At 56.5% G+C, this 21136-nt stretch carries 14 protein-coding genes; 5 read left to right on the top strand and 9 right to left on the bottom strand.

Going from position 1 to position 21136, the window contains the following annotated elements; translation table 11 throughout:
- Nucleotides 1–10 precede the first annotated feature (10 nt).
- From WCO56_21620 to tnpA, 4 genes are all read right to left on the bottom strand, one after another.
- Complete coding sequence (locus WCO56_21620; GenBank protein ID MEI7732189.1) at nucleotides 11–3988, bottom strand: immunoglobulin domain-containing protein; 3978 nt, start codon at nucleotides 3986–3988, stop codon at nucleotides 11–13.
- Nucleotides 3989–4362: 374 nt separating this feature from the next.
- Nucleotides 4363–5793: a TIR domain-containing protein gene (locus WCO56_21615; GenBank protein ID MEI7732188.1), complete on the bottom strand. Its 1431-nt coding sequence runs from the start codon at nucleotides 5791–5793 to the stop codon at nucleotides 4363–4365.
- 57 nt (nucleotides 5794–5850) lie between these two features.
- Nucleotides 5851–6480 carry a hypothetical protein gene (locus tag WCO56_21610; protein ID MEI7732187.1) on the bottom strand — a complete coding sequence of 210 codons (630 nt, stop codon included), beginning with the start codon at nucleotides 6478–6480 and terminating at the stop codon, nucleotides 5851–5853.
- Between the two features lie 393 nt (nucleotides 6481–6873).
- The gene (gene tnpA / locus WCO56_21605; protein MEI7732186.1) at nucleotides 6874–7329 is read right to left on the bottom strand and encodes an IS200/IS605 family transposase; all 456 of its coding nucleotides are present in this window, start codon (nucleotides 7327–7329) and stop codon (nucleotides 6874–6876) included.
- 821 nt (nucleotides 7330–8150) lie between these two features.
- Between tnpA and WCO56_21600 the strand changes: the two genes are divergently transcribed.
- The 4 genes from WCO56_21600 (at nucleotide 8151) to queG (ending at nucleotide 11464) form a co-directional block, all read left to right on the top strand.
- The gene (locus WCO56_21600; protein MEI7732185.1) at nucleotides 8151–8294 is read left to right on the top strand and encodes a hypothetical protein; all 144 of its coding nucleotides are present in this window, start codon (nucleotides 8151–8153) and stop codon (nucleotides 8292–8294) included.
- Nucleotides 8295–8383: 89 nt separating this feature from the next.
- Entirely contained in the window at nucleotides 8384–9304 is a 921-nt protein-coding gene (locus tag WCO56_21595; protein ID MEI7732184.1) for a hypothetical protein, read from the top strand.
- A 249-nt stretch (nucleotides 9305–9553) separates the two neighbouring features.
- Nucleotides 9554–10405 (top strand): rhomboid family intramembrane serine protease, encoded by an 852-nt coding sequence (locus tag WCO56_21590; GenBank protein MEI7732183.1) that lies wholly within the window; start codon nucleotides 9554–9556, stop codon nucleotides 10403–10405.
- A 33-nt stretch (nucleotides 10406–10438) separates the two neighbouring features.
- Nucleotides 10439–11464 (top strand): tRNA epoxyqueuosine(34) reductase QueG, encoded by a 1026-nt coding sequence (gene queG / locus WCO56_21585; protein ID MEI7732182.1) that lies wholly within the window; start codon nucleotides 10439–10441, stop codon nucleotides 11462–11464.
- A gap of 13 nt (nucleotides 11465–11477) precedes the next feature.
- On the opposite strand, the gene WCO56_21580 is transcribed toward queG, so the two are convergent.
- The 5 genes from WCO56_21580 to WCO56_21560 form a co-directional block, all read right to left on the bottom strand.
- The gene (locus tag WCO56_21580) at nucleotides 11478–14903 is read right to left on the bottom strand and encodes a PD-(D/E)XK nuclease family protein (GenBank protein MEI7732181.1); all 3426 of its coding nucleotides are present in this window, start codon (nucleotides 14901–14903) and stop codon (nucleotides 11478–11480) included.
- A gap of 21 nt (nucleotides 14904–14924) precedes the next feature.
- The gene (locus WCO56_21575) at nucleotides 14925–15656 is read right to left on the bottom strand and encodes a hypothetical protein (GenBank protein MEI7732180.1); all 732 of its coding nucleotides are present in this window, start codon (nucleotides 15654–15656) and stop codon (nucleotides 14925–14927) included.
- A 380-nt stretch (nucleotides 15657–16036) separates the two neighbouring features.
- On the bottom strand, nucleotides 16037–16933 hold the full coding sequence (locus WCO56_21570) for a DUF58 domain-containing protein (GenBank protein ID MEI7732179.1): 897 nt from the start codon (nucleotides 16931–16933) through the stop codon (nucleotides 16037–16039).
- Between the two features lie 19 nt (nucleotides 16934–16952).
- Nucleotides 16953–17948 carry a MoxR family ATPase gene (locus WCO56_21565; GenBank protein ID MEI7732178.1) on the bottom strand — a complete coding sequence of 332 codons (996 nt, stop codon included), beginning with the start codon at nucleotides 17946–17948 and terminating at the stop codon, nucleotides 16953–16955.
- 3 nt (nucleotides 17949–17951) lie between these two features.
- Complete coding sequence (locus WCO56_21560) at nucleotides 17952–19901, bottom strand: hypothetical protein (protein MEI7732177.1); 1950 nt, start codon at nucleotides 19899–19901, stop codon at nucleotides 17952–17954.
- Between the two features lie 504 nt (nucleotides 19902–20405).
- Between WCO56_21560 and WCO56_21555 the strand changes: the two genes are divergently transcribed.
- Entirely contained in the window at nucleotides 20406–20993 is a 588-nt protein-coding gene (locus tag WCO56_21555) for a hypothetical protein (GenBank protein ID MEI7732176.1), read from the top strand.
- Nucleotides 20994–21136: the final 143 nt, after the last annotated feature.

Raw genomic sequence — 21136 nt, 5'->3', positions numbered from 1 at the left:
CGCCTGGTGTTCAAATTGGTATCAAGCTAAATCTGGCAGATGCGGTGTTCTGAAGCTTGGTGTTGTCGGATAAGGTTCCGCTTAATGTTACTGTTCCCGAAGATTGCACCGCCAAGGCCACTGTACCGCCGAATGTGCCGCCCGGACCAGTTTCTGCCAACAGGGTGTAATTCGTCTTCTGTGCCTGTTTCAATACCAAATCTGCCCACAAACCGACACTCCAAGGTGGATAATACTGTTTGACGGTTCCAGTTATTCCGTCGCTGGAATTCAGGTCCAGATTTAGACTCACTTGCAACGCTGGGTCTTTGCCGCGCAATAGAGTCAGGTTGGTCATTCCGTCTGATCCCAGTGCTCCCGATAACGGGTATGTCTTGCCTTGATAGTTCAATTGGCCGGTAAACGTGCCTTTGTCGGTCACCGTCAGCTTCACACTGCCGCTATTGGTCCAGTCTGCGCTAAACACATCGCTACCCGGACAGAACAATCCAGCGTAATCGCCTTTGCGGGACACATAGGCGTTGGTCACAAAGTTCACGGTCAACACCAGGTTGGATTCCATGGTGAATTTCAGGTCCGGACGGTTCGTGGTCCAGAGCACAGGGCCACTGAGTCCACGGGTGGCAATGCAGTTCGAGAAAAGATTCCCGGTAACCGGCACCGCCTTCATCGTGTAGGTCTTGTTTACATCCAGCACCTTGTTGTTCAAATCCGGGGTCAACGTTCCATTGCCGACCCGAATTACCGTCAAGGTGTCGGTTGCCACTTTCACGAACTTGACGCTATTGGTCTTTGAGTAATTACCCGAGGTATCCACCGCATATGCGGCCAGGATGTTCGTGCCCATCGGTGGAATAAGCTGAATGCTCCATTTGTTTGTGCCACTGGCCAGTATCCATGCACCGATGTTATGGCGACACCACACTTCCGCTATTCCTTTGGCATCTGCCGCTGTGCCGGTAACCAGGACTTGGTTGGAATAGGTCGGCGTGCGCGGAGCCGTGATCGTCAACGCAGGTGCCACCCGCTCGGAGGGCACGAACTTGACGCTAAATTGATTCGTGGTGCAGTTGCCCATAATGTCTTCAGCAGTGACAACGAACTGGTTTGTGCCTTGCAACAAGGCCACCATTCGGCTCCACGATACACTGGCATTTCCCGTGCCGCTGACATTGGTCAGTAGAATGCCATTGACTGCGACCTGTGTCACGCCACTACCGCCACGACCGGCGTCGGTCACCGTGCCACTGAGTGTGTATAACCGCTGATTAACGATTTGGCCTGAAGTGCCGTTTAGACTAATTATCGGTCCTTGAACATCCAAGACGGTTAGGGTTGCCACTATGCTGGTCATGGAACCATAGGAGTTAGAGATGATGCAGTGGTAAACACCTGAGTCAGAAGTTAGAAGGTTGGAGATTGAATAGACAGAGTTGGTGGCTTCCGGAATGAAAAAATCATTCTTAAACCATTGATAAAACAGTGGCGCGGTGCCGATAGCTGTAAGGCTGAAACTGGCAATAGCCCCAACAAGGTTGGTCTGGCTTTGTGGTTGAACAATGGTGACCGGCGGGTACAACACCGTCAATGTCACAACCGTACTTGTCACCACCCCGTAAGCGTTACTAACCACCACGCTATAATTGCCCACATTGACTCCCTGGACATTATTAAGCATTAGTGTGCTGTTAGTGGCCAAACTTAAGGCAGTACCATTAAATTGCCACTGATAAGTCAACAGCCCAGTTCCGGTGCCAACTACATTGAAATTAGCAATAGTCCCCTGCAAGATCGTTTGGTTGTCTGGTTGAGCGGTAATGACCGGCGGGTACAGTATTGTCAAGGTCACTACCTTGCTGGTTACCATTCCGTAAGCGTTACTGATCACCGCACTATAATTGCCTGCATTGATTCCCGTCACATTATTGAGCGTCAGCATGCTGTTGGTAGCGGCGTTCATATTCGTCCCGTTAAATTGCCATTGATAATAGAGCGGGTCGTTGCCGGAAGCAGTCACGTTGAAAGTTGCTGTAGTCCCCAGCACATTGGACTGGTTCTCGGGGTGAATGGTAATCGCCGGTGGATATAATAGCGTCAGTGTCGCCACCGCACTGGTCGTTATCCCGTAAGCGTTACTGATCACCACGCTGTAATTACCCGCATTGATTCCCTGCGCATTACTAAGCATTAGTGTGCTGTTAGTGGCCAAACTTAAGGCAGTACCATTAAATTGCCACTGATAAGTCAACAGCCCAGTTCCGGTGCCAACTACATTGAAATTAGCAATAGTCCCCTGCAAGATCGTTTGGTTGTCTGGTTGAGCGGTAATGACCGGCGGGTACAGTATTGTCAAGGTCACTACCTTGCTGGTTACCATTCCGTAAGCGTTACTGATCACCGCACTATAATTGCCTGCATTGATTCCCGTCACATTATTGAGCGTCAGCATGCTGTTGGTAGCGGCGTTCATATTCGTCCCGTTAAATTGCCATTGATAATAGAGCGGGTCGTTGCCGGAAGCAGTCACGTTGAAAGTTGCTGTAGTCCCCAGCACATTGGACTGGTTCTCGGGGTGAATGGTAATCGCCGGTGGATATAATAGCGTCAGTGTCGCCACCGCACTGGTCGCCATCCCGTAAGCGTTACTGACCACCACGCTGTAATTACCCGAATTGATTCCCTGCACATTATTAAGCGATAGCGTGCTGTTGGTGGCCAAACTCAAACGGGTTTTATCAAGCCACCACTGGTATGACAACGGTGCCGTACCGGTGGCGGACGCATTGAAAATAGCCGCAGTTCCCTGCACATTTGTCTGACTTTGCGGCTGAGTGGTAATGGCCGGTGGAAATAATAGCGTCAGTGTCACCACCGTGCTGGTCACCATCCCGTAAGTGTTACTGACTACCACGTTATAATTACCTACATTGACTCCTTGGACATTATTTAACGTCAGCGTGTTGTTAGTGGCAAACCCAAGGTCAGAACCGTTAAGCCGCCACTGGTATGATAACGGCATGAAGCCAACGGCTGCCACACTGAAACTGGCAGTGGTACCTTGTATATTTGTGAGGCTTTGTGGCTGGGTGGCAATGAAGGGTGGACCCAATACGGTCAGACGCGCAACGTCGCTGGTAGCACTGCCGTACGGATTGGAAGCCACCACCTGGTAATTACCGGTATCGGCAGCTTGAATATTGGTCAAAGACAGCATGGCATTGGTCGCCCCGGCAATTACATTGGTTGCGTTAAAATACCAAGCGTAACTAAACGTATTAGTGCTATAGACCGATACCGTGAAGGCAACGTTGGAACCCAGGAAATTGGTGACACTTTGAGGCTGCACGGTAATCGCAGGAGGCGGCGGAAGCGAAGCCGTATAAGACGTCAAGTTCCAGAAGGGCATTCCTCCAGGAGTACTCAAAGTTGGTGGTGCGTCAGGAACAGGATTCTTTACCACATCCGGCGTCATAAAACTGAAGAGTGGCGATAACCCATACAATGTACCTGCCGGTACGTTTCCGGCATCCATGTTGGTTTTGAACGCTTCCCAAGTGGTTCCGTACGTGCTGTTCCATACCCGCACCTGGAAATTATTGGTGATCGCCATTTCCACTTTGTAAGCGGCATTCGAGGTGTTGCCAGCATTAAAGCGACCATCGAATGATGAATTAAACCCAATGATACCGCTGGTGTTCGAGAATAGAGCAGTCCCGGTAATACCGCTGCTGAAATTATTCGGCCACAAATAGGCGCGGCGATCTGTCAGGTTGGTGGCAATGGCATTGGTGCTGTAGTAGATGGCCAATCTTAAAGTGCCATACGTCGCATTTGACTTGATCGAAGATGTACCCGTGGTAGAGGCGATTTCGTTTGTGTTGAAAATTTTATCCGTACTTGCATTTTGTAAGAGAAAATACCCTGGATTAGCCATTGCCGAAACTGCCATGCAGGCGATTAGCTCTAACGCTAAAGTCAATGTTTTCATAAACTAGAGATATGCAGTCTTTGAGAGTCTAATAAACATAGTGGCAACAGGATAGGTGCGAAGTGTAAAAGAAATAGATAACCCAGACATACAGTCGGGGTCATGGAAGTCGCGTGATCCAAATATCTTCTTTTCGTGGTTCAGCGGGTCGCGAAACCAGAATGTTTCAGGTCCCAACTGCGCCCAGCACGATCCGAACGCATTGGCCAACCTGCCGGGCTGCGCAAATCCACAATCCGAATTCCAAATTTTGAAATGGAATGGCGCCTTTAATCCATCCAGCCGCAACTGTTCTGCCAACAATCGTATCACAGCCTTGCCCTTTGAACTGTGGCACAGAAAAACGTCGTGGGTAAGCTGGTCTTTCATAGAATCTACTCATGGAAAACTTCAATATCGTGGCCAAAATTGGCAAGCACTCTCCGAAGGTTCTGCAAGACCTGATCGTCGAATTGAATCCCGATTCTTGACAAGTTCTCGGCTTTTGTACGCTCAAACACAAGAATCTCCCGGATGCAGCCAAGAACAAATTGCTCTCTCGTATCATCGCCCATAGTCCTGACCAACCCATCGACCGCATTCAAATATGGGGTTTTGTACGTTCCTAGGTATTCAATCTTTGCCGTGGCAAGACCAGCCTGTCCCACAATTCCTTTGATGGTCTGTGTAGAGTACGCTTGCTGGAGTAATCCTCGTAACCCACTCCAGACCTCACCAATAGGGCGGGAAGGTGGTGGATTCGGCATTGTGTCATCAGCGTCAGATTTGATTTCATTAGGTGCATCCTTGCTGCGCCGCTGCTTTAACTTCCGCTCTTCGTAGATCAAGAACCTGTTCAACCGTGCAAGCTGCTGATTGCCCAACTCGTTCAACGAGGTGATCGAATCCGGTAATTTTAACTTTTTTGAAGCGAAGGCGTAAAGGTCGGCATCCGTGAAGCCGAGTGATTTTGACCTCGGCCAGATTCCTTTCAGTTGCGCAGTTCGAAATTTCTCGGGGTCGGCATTCCGCAGTCTTGAGTTCTTGCTAGCACGCCACTGACGGAGATAGGCAATGCCTTCGTCCGTCTTTTCACGCGGAAGTTCCTTATATGTTGTCAGAGAGAAATGAGCATTGAAGTCACCCCAAACCCGTTGGAATGCCTTCTGAACATTTCCTCCAGAAATCGTGAGCCGCTCGACAATGTCCTTAACAAGTTCGTATAGCTTCCGTGCTGTCTCGGGCGAGATATGTTGCGGTCCCGGCGTGAAATTAACCCGTGGGCGTCCCACAGTCTTGTTTCCCATCACGATATCGCCAGAGCCTGAATGCTCGACGTGGACGAGCTTGGTGGGCACAGCAGGATTGAGTTGCGGCTGTATTGGCGCGTAGGGTCTGTTGGTTGAAGATAGCTCGGTCTCTCCGCGACAAGCGGCGAGGAGCTTCGCATGCTCCTGCTCGCGATCCGCCGGACGCCAGTCGAGGTAAAGGAATTGACCCAGGGAGCCTTTGATGGGTGCATCGTCGAGCCGCAAGGGAATGAAGCGGCGCTCGCGGTTCAGTGGGTCGCGAAACCGGAACGTGCCAGCCTCCAACTGCGCCCAGTCCGACCCGAATGCATTGGCTGACATGCAGAGCACCAGCACGCGCGAAGTTTCCAAACCGTCATCAATCATCTTCTGAATCGGGTCGCCGGGCTTGAGTACCCATTCATCGAACCACACCTTCAATCCATCCTGCCGCAACCGCTCCGCCAGCGTGCGCACTACCGCCTTATCCTTTGAGCTGTGGCTCAGGAATACGTCGTATTGGAATGGTGTAGCCATACGGTGCCTAATCAGGTTTCGGATGCGTCAAAGCAAAAGTGGCCCCAGTGGTCGTTGCTATGGCGCATAATATTGTTGTACAGCAGGTTGCGTTGATTTTGCCGGGCGAATGGGTAAAAGGGTAATACCAGGGCGAAAACCGGTGACGGCAGCCTGCAAGACCTTGATTTGGTGCTCCGCTGGATTTCCAAGCACCCAAAAAGGCTTTTTTGGAACGCCGCAGAACTGCCGAGCACCCAGAAAGGGTTTTTTGGTACTCCGCTGGATTGCTGAGTACCCAAAAAGGGTTTTTTGGCACGCCGCAGGATTGCCGAGTTCCCCAAAAGGCTTTTTTGGTACTCCGCAGGATTGCCGAGGACCCAGAAAGGGTTTTTTGGTACGCCGCAGGATTTCCAAGTGCCAAAAAAGGGTTTTTCGGTGCTCCGCCGGGCTGCCAACCATCGAAAAACGGTGTTTTTGAGGCTCGGGAGCGGTTTTGACCGCCAAAATGAGGTTTTCTGGTGCCAGTGTGCGACGGCGGCGGGAGGAATAAGGCTGGGGATATGTTAGAGCCTCATTACTTCGGCTGCTACCAGGGATTGATGGCGCGATCAGGCGGTTAGGGCAAAATCCCGCCCTTGGGGCCAAAATCTGGAGATTCCTGCCCGCGAAATGATACCGATTCGGATGTCCCAATCCCGCCATCATTCAAGTACCTTTCCACCCCTACGGCACGGTTAAAATCCGTGGAAACTTCGCAGTAGCCTATGCCAGACGGAAAACGATTCAAGGATTTTTCAAAACTTTTTTAGAAAGCTAAAGACATGCCGTTTCCACCAACTCCAACGGAGTTGCGGCACGTGGGGAACGCGGCACCCATGGTTTGGCCACAACTCCGTTGGAGTTGATGCGTGCCTGGTACCTGACCTAGGGTAGCCCCGTGAGATTACCTTTAACGTGATGGGCTTGGAGTCCATGTTCTGGTGACCTGCCATGGGTTCGTTTTGTTCTTCGGGGAATATCTCACGGGGCAACCCTAGGCTGAATGCCGCAACACCTGCGGTGTATGCCGAAAGGCATCGCGCCACCCAATGAGGGGGCTCAATCCCAAAGGTATTTTTCATCCCATTCGAGTTTGTGCTTGGTCAACAACCGGCGCAATTCGTCTTGGAAGGAAAGCTTTCTATGATGCTCCTCCTGACGCTCAATGTATTCGGTCACGGTTTCCAGGTTGGACTGGCTGACGGAAAACACCCCATAACCCTTTTGCCAGGCAAAATCTTTGTACTCCCCGCCCATGTCCTTGACCCATTGATGTGAAACGCGCTTGAGTTCCTTGACCAGGTCGGCTTGGGATATCGTGCGGCCAAGTCGCAAAAGCAAATGCACATGATCCTCGACTCCGCCCACAATAATCGGCGCACACTCGAGTTGTTTCGCAATCCCTCCCAGATATGCATGCAGGTTGGTTCGGAATTCCTGATCGCGCAACTGTGGCCGGTGATCTTTGGTGGAAAACACCAGATGAATGTAAACGGCCGATAATGATTGTGGCATAATGGGTGTAGAATGCCCGGATTTATGAATTTGTGAATCGAATTTTGCCATTCCAAAACACCAACGGTGTTATGGCCTCCAGCCTAGGGTTGACTCACCAAGGGAAACAGGGTGGTGAGCAACCCTAGGAATGAATGCCCCGTTCCCCATCAACTCCAACGGAGTTGTGGCACGTGGTGCATGCGGAATCCATGGTTTGGCCACAACTCCGTTGGAGTTGATATGCGCCTAATCCCTGACCTAGGGTAGCCCCATGAGATTTCCTTTAACGTGGTGGGCTCGGAATTCATGTTCTGGTGGCCTGCCATGGGTGCGTTTTGTTCTTCGGTAAATATCTCACAGGGCAACCCTAGGCTGAAGGCCGCAACACCTTTGGTGTATGACGAAAAAGCACCGCACCACCCGCCGAGGCGGCCCAACTCCACAGGACTTCAATTCGGAATTCCAATTTCCGCCTTTGAAAACACCAAAGGTGTTTTGACCTCCAGCCTAGGGTTGGTTCACCAAAGGAATAGGGTGGTGAGTCAACCCTAGGTATGAATGCCTCGTTCCCCATCAACTCCAACGGAGTTGCGGCACATCCTGACTCCCCTCAACTGACATTGGAAACTGTTTCGCGCTGTTTATGCTCCCCAAACCCTGTCAAATAAACGAACCCAGATAAATATTTCTCTTCACGGCCTCGCCACCGCGTACGCCGCTGAACCCACCAACGCCAAGGAGGCAGCGGAGAAAAAGGCCGCCCAGGATATGGCGGTCAATGAAAGTACCAGGCTCTGGTCGCCACCCTGCCACCCGAGCAGCAGGCCTGGGAGCGCACCTTGCAGGAAAACCTGGGGAACTTTTACCTGCCCATTCACAAGCGGGATAAGCTGGCTGGACGATCCACCGCCTGGGATTTCGTGGCGGACAATCCCAAACTGCCGCGCGTGCTGCTGATCGGCGATTCCGTGTCACGCGGCTAGCCCCGTGAGATTTCCTTTAACTTCGTTCCATATTCCATTTTTGCGCCTTGGCTGGGGTGGTCACGCGCTGCTATACTCGACGCAACAAAATGCAAACGCACCTTTTACTCTGTACGGCGCTATGGTTGGGCATTCAGCCGATCCGGGCAGCGGAGATTCGCCATCGTTTCCTCGCCAAGGATGAGTCCCGAGCGCAGTTATTGCTGGTGGATCAGTATGATCCGTCAAAAAACTGGACCATCAAGCTGACCGGCAAGGGACGCGACCTGCAACTGACCGGGAAAAACGTCATCCTCCTCAGTTCGCCCGACGGGTATTGGGAGTACGACCTGACCGATCGGAAGTTGCTCAAAGAGGTGAAAGGCTACCCTGGCACCATGTCCGCGCGCCGCCAGCCGGATGGCCATACGCTGCTCGCCTGCGCACAAAAGGAGGTCACCGTCTATGAACTGAGCGCCACCGATCAGGTTTTGCGCAAAGTGATCTTCCCGGTGCCAACCACACGTGTGATCCGGCAGACACCCCAGAACACAATTTTATTCGGCTGCAAGTCACAATTCTTTGAAGGTGACCTGAGCGGTAAAATCCTCAAAACCTTCACCCTCCCGGCGGGTTCGTGGGTGTACCAAGCGCTCCGCGAACCGAATGGTCATTGGCTGGTCTCTGGAGGGTATAATCCCACGCTCTTTGAACTTGATCCCGAGGGTAACATTCTCAACACCATCGGCGGAAAAGAAAATCCGGAGGCAAAGGTACACGGTTATAATTTCTTCGGCGCAATGCAACGACTGCGGAACGGTGACATCGTGGTTTGCAACTGGACCGGTCATGGCGCGAACGACAGCGCCAAAGGCGCACAGTTACTGCAGTTTGACAAATCCGGCCGCGTGGTTTGGAAATGGCATGACTCCATGCTTGCCGGCAGCATTCATGGCGTAATCATTCTGGATGACCTTGATCCCACAGTGCTTAACGATGATGTGACCTCGGTGCTAGGGCCGATGCGATAGAATTCCGGTTGGCCGGATTGCGATGCTGGCGTGGGGCCTTTGGGGTTGGCACCGGTGGTGGCATTCGTACGGCCCTTGGAAGGTTCACCCTCGTTACGCCGGGTCATGCGTGGCTTGGCGAGTTCTTCAAATTGTTTCTGTAATGAAGCTCAAATATTTCTACCCCTCGTTTACTTTCACAAAAGCCGTTGAAATCCGGCGCGGTTCGGTTAGCCTTGCTGGCGATACATGATTGGGGATCGTCATTACATGCGGGAACCAAAGTGGTCCCCGACCTGGAACGCCAATACCATCTTAATGGTGGCGTTGATCGCCATTTTTGTACTTCAAGCCTTTGTTACATTCCACTTCAAGGCGGGGAATTTTTTCAACCGGTACCTGGCATTAAATAGTCTGGTTTTCAAGGCCGGTTTTGTGTGGCAACTGGTCACCTACCAATTTTTGCACAGCGGGCTGATGCACGTGCTGTTCAATGTGCTGGGGTTGTATTTCTTTGGACGCGTGGTGGAAGAGCGATTGGGCACTCGCCATTTCCTAGTGCTGTATTTCAGCGCCGGAATTCTAGGCGGTTTGCTGCAAGCCTTGCTGGGACTCTTATTGCCTCAATATTTCGGCAACCCGGTCGTGGGAGCCTCCGCCGGAGTCTGCGGCATTTTGGCGGCGTTTTGCCTTATTGAACCTCATGCAACTATTCTGCTGTTTTTCATCCTGCCGATTCCGGCGCGCTTTCTCCTGTGGTTCTCGCTCTTTATCGCCGCGTTTTTTACCCTGATCCCGATGGAACCTGGCATTGCCCACGCCGCGCATCTTGGCGGCCTGCTGGTCGGCATGGCATATTTGCACTTCGATTGGTACGAAAGTGAATTCGCGTTCCTGGCCCGCATCCGCGATTGGTTCCTCTTGCGCAATCCCTCGCGATCCAAAATCACGGTGGTCAATTTCGGTGGGAAGCAGAAACCTTCACCCCAAGCGGTAACCGAAGATTTTATCAGCCGAGACGTGGACCCCATCCTGGACAAAATTTCCCGGCATGGCATCCAGAGCCTGACCGAAGAAGAGCGTAAAATCCTGGATGCCGCGCGGCAGCGGATGGGAAAGTAAGCCGCCCGCCACCCCGCTACCATGGATGAAAACGTGTCAGCCGTCATTCGCCAGCACTCGCTGACGCTGGGTTTTGATGCCTGCCGCATCACCACGGCTACCCCGCCCGCCTCCCACCCGCAGTTTCAACAATGGCTCGCCAACGGGCATCATGGTGAGATGGCATGGATCGCGCGGGGAGCGGAGAAACGCGGTAATCTGGAGTTGATCCTGCCGGGGGTGAAAAGCGTGATCACCCTGGCGGCGGCTTACGAATCCACAAACGCGGTGGGTGGCTCGGGAACTGGTGCCATCGCCCGCTATGCCCGGCATCACGATTATCATGAGGTCTTGCAGGAACCGCTGAAGCGTGTGACAGAGCGCGTGAATGAATCGTGCGGACCGGGCACGCGTTCGCTGTGGTACACGGATACTGGTCCCATCCTGGAACGGGACTTGGCCCAACGCGCCGGACTCGGCTTCATTGGCAAGCACACGAACCTGATCAGCCCGACCTTGGGTAACTGGTTTTTCCTCGCAGAAATCCTGACCACCGCTTCCCTGACACCCGACGCCCCTGCCAAAAACCGTTGCGGTTCCTGCATCCGTTGCCTGACCGTCTGCCCCACCCAGGCCATCCTTGCCCCGTTCCAACTGGATGCCCGCCTTTGCCTTTCCTATCTCACCATCGAGCATAAAGGCGCCATTCCTGAGGCGCTCCGTCCCCAATTAGGTAACCGCATTTTCGGGTGCGATGAGTGTCTGGCGGCTTGCCCGTGGAATCGTTTTGCCAGTGAAGGGCGGTTGATGCGGACACACGCGCGCCATGACCTGGCGCAACCGGACCTATTACACCTGCTGGCCATGGATGATGCGGCGTTTAAACGGACCTTTGCCGGCACACCCATGGAGCGGGCGAAACGGCGCGGTTTATTGCGCAATGTTTGCGTGGCACTGGGAAACACCGGGACCCACGACGCCCTGCCGCAGCTTGAACAGCACGCGCATGGCGGGGAACCAATGATCGCGGAACACGCCCAATGGGCCATGGCAACCATCACCAGGAATTGCCGACGCTAGTCCCCTGCCCTGGCTATTCGCTGGCGCGCAGTTCGCGAAACGACTGGTTCCAGGAATCGAACCGGCAGGCCGTCTTGAACAGGCAGTACTCACAGGCGGTTTTACCCCCCTTTTTGTACGGAGAGACGGCGGCTTTGCCGGTGAAGATTTCACGTCCCATGCGCTTTAGATTGTCTTCCACCATATCCAGGAACTCCGTGAATTGCCCCGGCAGCATGGGGTCCTTGCTGGTTTTATACAGCGTGCCGTCCTGTTTCAGCCGGTAGTTAAACTGGTCGCCTTGCCCGGCCCCGCGATTGTCCAGCTTGGGCAGCATCTCAAAATTAAAGCGTCCGGCATGTTGGTACGCCTCCCGATGCGCGGACGCCACATCCGCCAACGCATCCGCACGGCTTTTCGCCGAACCATATTCACCGCGCAAACTGACGTAAAAAACGCCAGCAGGAATCAGCTTGGCCACACCCAGCCGCCCCGCCGCCTCCGGCAAATGTCGCAGAACGCTCAAATAGGCGGGCAACTGCATCTGGATGCCATGTTGGAGCAGCACGGGATCAGGCTTGCGCGAGGAAGATTTATAATCAATGACCACTACGCACGCCTCATCATCACCGGTTCGGCAGACATCCACCCGGTCAATGATGCCGTTGAATACCAGCTTCCGGTCCTCATCCAAATCCAGTTCCCAGGCTGGCAAAGACCCCTCACCCCGCCCAAACTCCAATTCCACCGCCATCGGATCAAAGGCGTACTGCTGCATCCAGCCCACCACCACCTCGATGAAATCCTGCAAGGCCTGCGTAAACACTGCCTGGGCAAACTGATGCTTCGCCCCGGCGCCAAACAGCCCGCCTTTGAAATCTTGCGCGACTTCCCCGGCAATAACCCCAATCAACTCGCGCGCCTGCCGGGGCGTGAGGTCGCGCCATTTCTTCCCTTCGGCCTGCAATCGCAAATGAAACCGTTCCAACACCTCGTGCTGAAACGTGCCAGTCTCCCGCACGCCCAGCTCGAACTGTTTGCGTTCTTCCGTCCCCATGCCGGAATGGGCGAAATAGCGGAACGGGCACATGCCGTATTGCTCGATCCGGCTGACCGACGTGCGCAACACACGGCCATACAGGCGGGCGGCCATGGCGGGCGACAACGCTTCGTCGGGATGATAATCGCGCAACGGCAACAACGTTTCCACCCAATTGCGCAATGGCTGACACTGTTCAAACACCGGCCACACCGCCGGTTCGCGTAAAAGTCTGGCGGCGAGTTCACATTGATGTTCGCTAACCTGCCATTGATCAAAACGGGCATCAGAGGGATCAAACTTTTCCACGTCCACCTGCGGAAACAGCGCCTTCACTTGCGCAATGAATACCGATGGATTAAGCTGCGCGCCGGAATCGTTCGCCAGCGACCAGCTCAACACCAATTGCCGCCGCGCACGCGTACAGGCGATGTATCCGTAATAACGCTCGTGGCCAATGCGTTGACGGGTGTTGACGCCCAGAAACAGTTGCTGCCGGGCCAGCGCCTCACGCTCCTCTTCATTCAACAGGGTGGGCGTGGCTGGTGGTGCGGGAAACACGGTCTCATTCATGCCCAGCACCATGGCAAGCTGCAATTCCGGGCTGCGCGACCGATCCACGGCCCCAATAATCACTTGGTCCAGCGCGGGCGGAATGACCCCAACCGTCAGCGTGCTCAGACCGGCTTCCACAATCGGCAGCCAGTCGCGCAAGGGCAGCGCATCCTGGGCGAACGCCTGCGACAGGTTGTGCAGCCATTCCTGCATCTGACTCCAGACGGTGCCATGCACCGCATCCTGTCGCGGGTTCAGGCGCGTCTCGGCCCAAGTCTCCAGTGTCTGGCTCACTTTCAAGTCGGCCCACAACTCCTGCACCGCATTCACCAATTGCTCACCAGTCACCGAGGCGATGGGCAAGGCCCGCGTAAAGCGGATGAATGGCGGCGTCAATTGGGTGCGCAGTTTCTCCACGGACGCCAAGCCAGGCTCCTGTTCCAACCCCGGCAAGACGTCAAACCACGTTTCACTCTCCCATCCGCGCGCCAGGGCTTCGTTCTCCAACGCATCAATTGCCGACTCATCCACATGCACCAGTCCGGATTTGAGCGCCGCAAACCAATCCGGCTGTTTCCAATCATACGCCGCCATGCGCAGAGCGGCCCGGGTCAACTCAGCCAAGGGATGATGGGCCACGGATTCACGCGCATCCAGGAAGTGAGGGATTTGATACCGGGTGAACACGCGCCGCAACGGCTGCGCATACCCCTCCAGATGCCGCACTGTCACCGCCACCTCACGGTAACGCCCGCCCGCGCGCACGAACTTGAGGATTTCCCGCGCAGCCATCACGGCTTCCGCCTCGGGATTCGCGCACGCCACAAGGCGGATCGGCCCCGAACCTGATGCCACCGATTCGGTGGCCTGAGCCGCAGACGGCTGCGGGGGGTCGGACGCCAGGGGGATGCACGCGTTACCGCCAAAAGGGTGCGGCCTTGCCGCCGCCCAATTCGCCTCCAAGAACGCCAGTTCAGGACAACCCGAGAACCGGCTCCGTCCCTCTTGACGCGGTAAAGTGACCATGCTCACCTGGCATTCCTCATTGGCCGCGAAGCGGGAATGGCAACGCTTGAACGTCTGGCCGATGACCGACCAGGTAGATAGCCAGGAAATATCCTCCGTCGGACGGGCTTCCAGGCAAAAGGCGAGGGTGGAGCGCCGACTGCAACGCACGACGTGTTCGAGCACCGCCAGTTCCTGCGGGGTCATCTCGGCAAAACCATCCAGCCACACCCCGTCAAACACATAACGTCTTTCCACAGTGTTTTGAGATTGTCCCCGCCACCATCGTTCCAACGCCTTCGCGGCATGGTCCAATAACTCATCCGCATCGTCCAACTGATGCGCTGCCATCCATTCCCGGTACGCGTGCATCAGCGTGGCCAGATCGTGCAGTTTGTCATTGAGTTGGGGACGCTCCAGCGGCGTACCCGCCAGGGATAACAACCGGGCCGGGCTGATTTGGTGCTGTTGCAGTTCGCGCAAGAGCAGACTGAGTTGCCGGGCAAAACCCGGCAGCCGCGCCGCTGCGCGAAATATTTTTAGCCGCGCGCCCTCCCGCATTAACAAGGCGCGCAATACCATCAGCCGCCCTTCCTCGGACAACAAGCGGGGCGGTGTCTCATTAAACTCCTGCACCACATAGTGCGCGAGACGCTCGAAGGAAAGAATTTGCAGGCGCACGTAGCCTGGCAGATGCGGATCGGACAACAACTGGCGTTCGAGCTGGAAGGTGGACTGCTTGGGCGCGAGCAGCAGCAACGGACGCCCCTCCGGTGCCGTCCGCAGCTCCTGGCGAATCTCCTCCAGGCATTGTTGCGTTTTACCACTGCCGGCTGGCCCGATGAGAAATCGCACATTCATGGTGCCAAATGGGTCACGCCTTTAATAAAACCACCCGCGATAAACTTCCACCACATCCACCCGCCCGCCCGCCCAATAGTGATTGCGGGGAAAGAAAAACGTGCGTTGCGCGCGGTTATAGACCAGCTCGGTCGGTTGCGCGGGGATATTGGGATCATAGGCTTGGAATTGAATTGTCTCCGCTGTCTCGCGAAAACCAAACAGCACAATCCCGTGGTTGATGGTCAACTGGGGGAAACGCACGATATGCGCGATGGGTGCCACCCGCAAGGGAAAGACCTTTAAGAGATGCCGCGCCATGTTTTCCTGATGCTGTCGCCAGACCGGCAGGACCATTCGCCAATGACTGCGCAGAAAATAGCTTTGCCACGCCCCACCGCAATTGGCCTTGAGCACGGCCGCCTGCGCCTGGCTGAACGCACGCAACCCGGCATAACCCGGAATGACCACGCGCCGGGATTCCTCACTGAAATGGCGTGGATTGCGCGACACCACCTCCCGGATCAAGGGGCGATATTGCTGCGACTCCAGCGCGGGCTGCGCCGGATCAAACCGCGCATGATAGAAAAACTGGCGGGCCGAGCGCACCAGGACGAAGCAGCGGTGAATATATTCAGGAACCGGCTGATTGAAAACCGAGGTCATCTTGCCCGTCTGCGGGTCCAATCGGTATTCCCAAGCCAGCTCATTGGCAAACGCAAACGTGTCGCGGTCAAATTCAAAGGACCGCGACTGGCTGCCCGCATTTTTCATGGCATTGTTTAGCATGACCAAGTCTCAGGCGGAAGCGTCGCGCGAATCGCGCACGCTTTCAATCCAAAACGCCAGCAGCAGCCGTAGCTTCAGCCTCACCGCCCCCAGGAGCGCGGACCTCCGGTCCGCGTGGCTTTAGACGCACGCACCGTAGAGTGCATAATCAGAGCTACTCCCGCGCCCCCGGCGGACCGGAGGTCCGCGCTCCATCCGTTGCTCAGGCTCAGTGGTTCGCGCTGTGCTGGTCACCGGTCTCGCGCCAAATGGAACGCCGCTTAGGTTGACGCGAAAGCCCTAGCCAGCAGGATGCCGACGCTCACAGGCGTTGCTTCCCCAGGCTTGGTGGTTCCTGCGGGAACACCATTCGATGCGAACTCGCACTACTTCCACACTTCGGACTGGCGCAGTTGTTTGAGCAGCAGCTCATCCAGCGCGGTCGCGGAACTGACGCTGAAGAAGTTGACGCCGTGACTGGTGCAATATTCCCGGAGCCGCTGGCAGTAGTTCTGCACGGTCTTTTGATACGCCTTGAGGCGGAACTTGCCAAAGGTGACTTCCTGCATCGCGCCGGTTTCCGAGTCCACCAGCCGCAGGTCGCCATAGGTTGAGGGCTGGATTTCCTCCGGCGAGAGAATTTGCACGGCATCCACCTGGAAGCCCCGGCCCACCAGCGCGCCCAGGCCGGCCTCGTACCCGGCGGGGTCCAGAAAATCACTGAGCACCACCGCCAGCCCCGTCTGCCGCGCTTCGAGCGCGCCGCGCCGAAGCGCTTCATTGAAGGTCGCACTGCCGCCCGCCGTGAGTTGGGAGAGGTTCTGAAAATATGGCAGCGCGCTTTTGCGCCCCCGCACCAGCCGCAACGCGCCCCGCACCGCCGCCTCATCCGGGTTGTCGGGATAGGCCACCACGCTGACGCGGTCAAAGCCGCACAGGGCCACATAGCCCACCGCCGCCGCCACCTGCCGGGCGAAATCAAACTTGCGCGGTTCGCCAAAGGTCATGGACTCGCTGGCATCAAGGAAAATACGCACGGGGAGTTCGCGCTCCTCCTCGTACAGTTTCAGGAACAGGCGGTCGAGGCGTCCGAACAGGTTCCAATCCAGGAAACGGAAGTCATCCCCGGCGACGTAATTGCGGTAATCGGCGAACTCGACGGATTGCCCGCGCGCCCGGCTGCGGCGCTCGCCTTTGGCCGTGCTCTTGGAGCGACGCGCAGCCAGCAGTTGGAGCTGTTCCAGGCGTCGCAGCAGGTCGTTGGAAAGAAGGCCGGCGGGCATGGCGTCAGATGGCGGCGGTTCAGGCGGGCGGCGCTTCGCGCGGCACGTCCTTGAGGATCTGATCGAGGATGTGATCGGTGGTGATGCCCTCGGCCTCGGCCTCAAAGTTGGGAATCAGGCGATGGCGCAGCGCCGGCTTGAGCACCGACACAATGTCATCAAAGCTCACGTTGAAGCGCCCCTGGGTGAGGGCGCGCACCTTGCCGCCCAGCATCAGCGTCTGCGCGCCGCGCGGGCTGCTGCCGAACCGCAGGTATTGGTTGGCGATGGGCGCGGCGGTGGCCGTCTTTGCGTGGGTGGCCAGCACCAGGCGCACCGCGAAATCCCGGACGTGCGTGGCGACCGGCACCTGCCGCACCATCTGCTGCAATTCCAGCAGGCCCTCGCGCGGCAGCACTTTCTTCAAGACCGACTTGTGGTTGCCAGTGGTACGGGCGAGCACCTCGGTCAACTCCGCCGCCGAGGGATAGCCCACCACCAGCTTGAAAAAGAACCGGTCCAGTTGCGCTTCCGGCAACGGATACGTGCCCTCCTGGTCAATCGGGTTTTGCGTCGCCAGCACAAAGAATGGCTCGACCAGCTTGCGGATTTCCCCACCAGCCGTCACCTGCTTTTCCTGCATGGCCTCGAGCAAGGCAGACTGCGTCTTGGGCGTGGCGCGGTTGATTTCATCCGCGAGCACGAGATGCGCGAAGATCGGCCCGCGCTGGAACTGGAACTCGCGCCGTCCGCCGGGCACTTCCATGACGATGTTGGTGCCCAGAATATCGGCGGGCATGAGGTCGGGCGTGAATTGAATGCGGTTGAACGAGAGGTCCAGCACGTCGCTGAGCGTGCGCACCAGCAGCGTCTTGCCCAATCCGGGCACACCTTCGAGCAACACGTGGCCGCCGGCAAAGATGGCGATGAGGGTCCCCTCCACAATCTCGTCCTGGCCGACAATCACGTTACCGATTTCCGCGCGCAGCGCGGCGTACGTTTCGCGGAAGCTGTTGATTTGTTGTTCGGTGGTCATGGTTTATTTCTTGAGGTCGTCAAAATAATCTTTCACCGCACCACGATACGCGCGCGGCACTTCGTCCTGGTTCAAGGCGCTCTGGGCGGCGCTCTGCGCGCTGCGCACCGCGTCTTCATATTGCACCGTGCTGGTGCCCTTGATGCTGACGCCTTTGAGCGTCACGCTGGGCATCGAAGAACCTGGCGCGATCTGGCCGCGCACCTTGGTCTTTTCCAGATTGTCCGGGCGATTCTGATCGCGATCCGTATGCCCGCGTGAATCCATGTCCGGACGTTGGACCCCGCTGTTGTCCATTAAGGCACCGCGTTCCGAGGGATACGCCAACCAGCCGGTTTCCTCCGCCCACGTGCCCACGCCTCCACCCGGCTTACCACCCTGGCCAAATTTTGGACGCCCCTGGCCCCTGCCCTGGCACGTTCCCTGGCAATCGGACATACACATCCCAGCCTTTTCCAGCGCATCCAGCGTGGCCGCCAGGGATTGCGCATCGCCCATTTGATCGAGGAGCTTCTGTAATTCTTTGGCCGCCTCGCCGAGGGATTTCGCGCCGTTCGGGCATTGCCCCTGCTTCAGGCACTCCGCCGCTTTGGCCAGGTGTTCCGCCACCTTGCCGTACTCCTCCGCCGACGGCATGGCCTTCTGCACTTCCGCCAGGATTTGCTTCACCTGTTCCGGGGTCAACTGGCCGGCCTGGAGCTGCTGCATCATCTTGTTCAACGTGCCGATGGCCGCCTGGGCCTGGCCGTTTTGCAACTGTTCCGCCAAATCCTTGCCCAGCTTGTTCCCCGCCTGCTGCTGCATCTGCTGCAAGGCCTTCGCCATCTTTTGCAACTTGTCCAAGTCTTCCATGGCCAGGTTCAAATCCTTCATGAACATCTCGGATTTATCCGCCTGCAACGCCGCGATGGCTTCCTCCAGCCCGGCCAACGGCTGACCCATATCCTTCGCCTGCTGCGCCAGGTCGGCCAGCGCCTGGGCGAGCTGTTCGCGAGCCACCGCGCCGGCGGGCGTATCCTTGGCGGGCATTCCCTCGGCGGCTTTCTTCGCCTGCTCCAGGCCCTGCTTCATTTTCTCCATCTGATCCATCTTATCGGCGGCCTTGCCCAGCCCCTTCTGCAACTGCTCCATCTTCTTTTGCTGATCGCCGGGCTGCGTGCCGCTGGTGGTGCTGCCGCCGGGTTCCCGCGCGGCGCGCTCCAGGCGCTTGATGCCGGGCTGATCCGTCACCTGCTTCTCCAGCTTCTGGATTTTATCGGAAAGTTGGCTGACCTCCTTGAGGGCCTCGGCGCGCGTCAGGGGTGCCTTGGAGAGCAGGGCCGATAGATCGCCCACGGCCTCCATTGCTTTTTGCGTTTGCTCCAGCGCCGGGGGCCGCGCCTCCAGGGTGCGCTTGTTCAACTCTGCCAGCCGCCGCCCCGCCTCGCGAATGTTCCGGGCATCCTGTTGCCGTTCCAGATAACTGGCGGAGCGATACTCCGGCACCAACCCCAGCCCAGCCGTCAACGCCAGCACCAGCAACGCCCAACGCGCCGCCATCGGCAAATGAAACGGCAGCAACTGCCGGGGATCCAGCCCCTGCACATGCCGCGTGGCATCCAGCAGCACCAGGTCCCGCCAATGCCCAGGCGTGGTGGTTTGGGAAATCTCCAATGCGGTGCTGAGGCGCTCCTGCAACTGCTTTTCCCGGTCGAGCCAGCGGGCCATCTCAACCAGGGACGGCTGGCGCGCAAACCCCGCAACGAACCCAGCCGCCATCACCAGCAACGCCAAACCGCCGCTGAGCAGCAGCGTCCATTCGGGTAAGGGAAAAATTTTATAAAGGCCGATGCCAACCAGGAGAATGCCGCCACCGACGAGCGTGCCGCGCCAAAAACCGCGCCACGCCGATTGCCACCGTTGGCGGCGCGCGGCGATCTGCAACATGGTTTCGATGGAACCCAGCCCGCTCATATCCAGCACTCAACATGCGCCAAGCCGGGAGAAATAGCGAGCTTTTTCATAGCCATGCCGGACCGCACACGGCGCATGGCCTGAAGCATCAGGTTCACCGTGTTCAAAATCATGCCCACCTCCCATTGCGTGGACGGATCGCTGTGGCTCTTGCCTCAAAGAAGCGTGGGAGCCGCATTTTTTGGTGCGGCGGCAAGGCGGGGTGATAAATTCTGATTTCGGAATTCGGATTGCGGAATGCGGAATGGCGTTGAAATCCAAAGCGGTGTCGCCATCCGCCCCTTGCTCCCCCGGCGGTTGCCACCGCACTCCAAATTGGGAATACCAATCTGCCGTAAGCGGCTTTCCCTCTCCCAAAGGGCGAGGATGGCCGCAGGCCGGGTGAGGGTGGTTGCTCTTGAATCTCCATACCCCCGCCCGCTGCGTGACCCAGCAACGCTGTAAGTGTTGCGGCAAACATGCGCGGCGTGAAAAAATATTCCCTTGCTGGGAAATGAGGGTATAGTGGCTGCAAATGAAGATGGTTCAACAATACCGCTGGCCTTCTCCGCCTTTATGCCGTCTATCGAACTAGTATGTGTCCAGCAGGCAAAACCGCTGGAGTTCCCTGATACGCCCTTTGCGGTCGTCGCAGATACTTCTCTCATATCGCACCGAAGCCCACGCCCCCTGTTTTCTCGGGAGCTTTCCCAACTCACTGGCTGCATGTATCACATAGGCAATCTGGACTGCCGCGATCCTGAGCAGGCGTGCGCCTATTTTGCCTACGAAGTTCTTAGCAAAGAGAGCCAAGAGCGACAGTGCGGGCGATTCTTTGAGGTTGCGCCAGTGTATCGCGAGGCATTCCGCTGTATGCTGCACACCCTTCTGGTTGCTTCGCCAGCCCATGCGGTATTCTTTTATACCGACTGGCAGTTTGGCCCAACGCGTTCTACGCGAGGGGGTGTTATTTCGGAGTCGTCCTTTTGGGAGCGGCATGATCAGCATCTGCTCAAACTCAATGCATGTTACACAATACAACCGAACGGCCAACAAACCGGCTGCATAAAGCGGGGCCAATCAATAACCAAACCACAGGCCATTTCGCATTGACCCGAGGGGCCTTTTTAGGGATGGTCGGCACCATGAAAAACAACTGGCCACCGGAAACCATGAACGAAAAGAGCGTTCAAGAAGACTGTTAGTGCTTATCCGTAAATAGATATTGTCTGTCGCCAGCAGATTATGGCTGCGGC

It is taken from the genome of Verrucomicrobiota bacterium (assembly GCA_037139415.1).
Taxonomy (GTDB): domain Bacteria; phylum Verrucomicrobiota; class Verrucomicrobiia; order Limisphaerales; family Fontisphaeraceae; genus JBAXGN01.
Note: the sequence above shows the minus strand (reverse complement) of the source record. Positions and strands in the feature narration are given on the sequence as shown.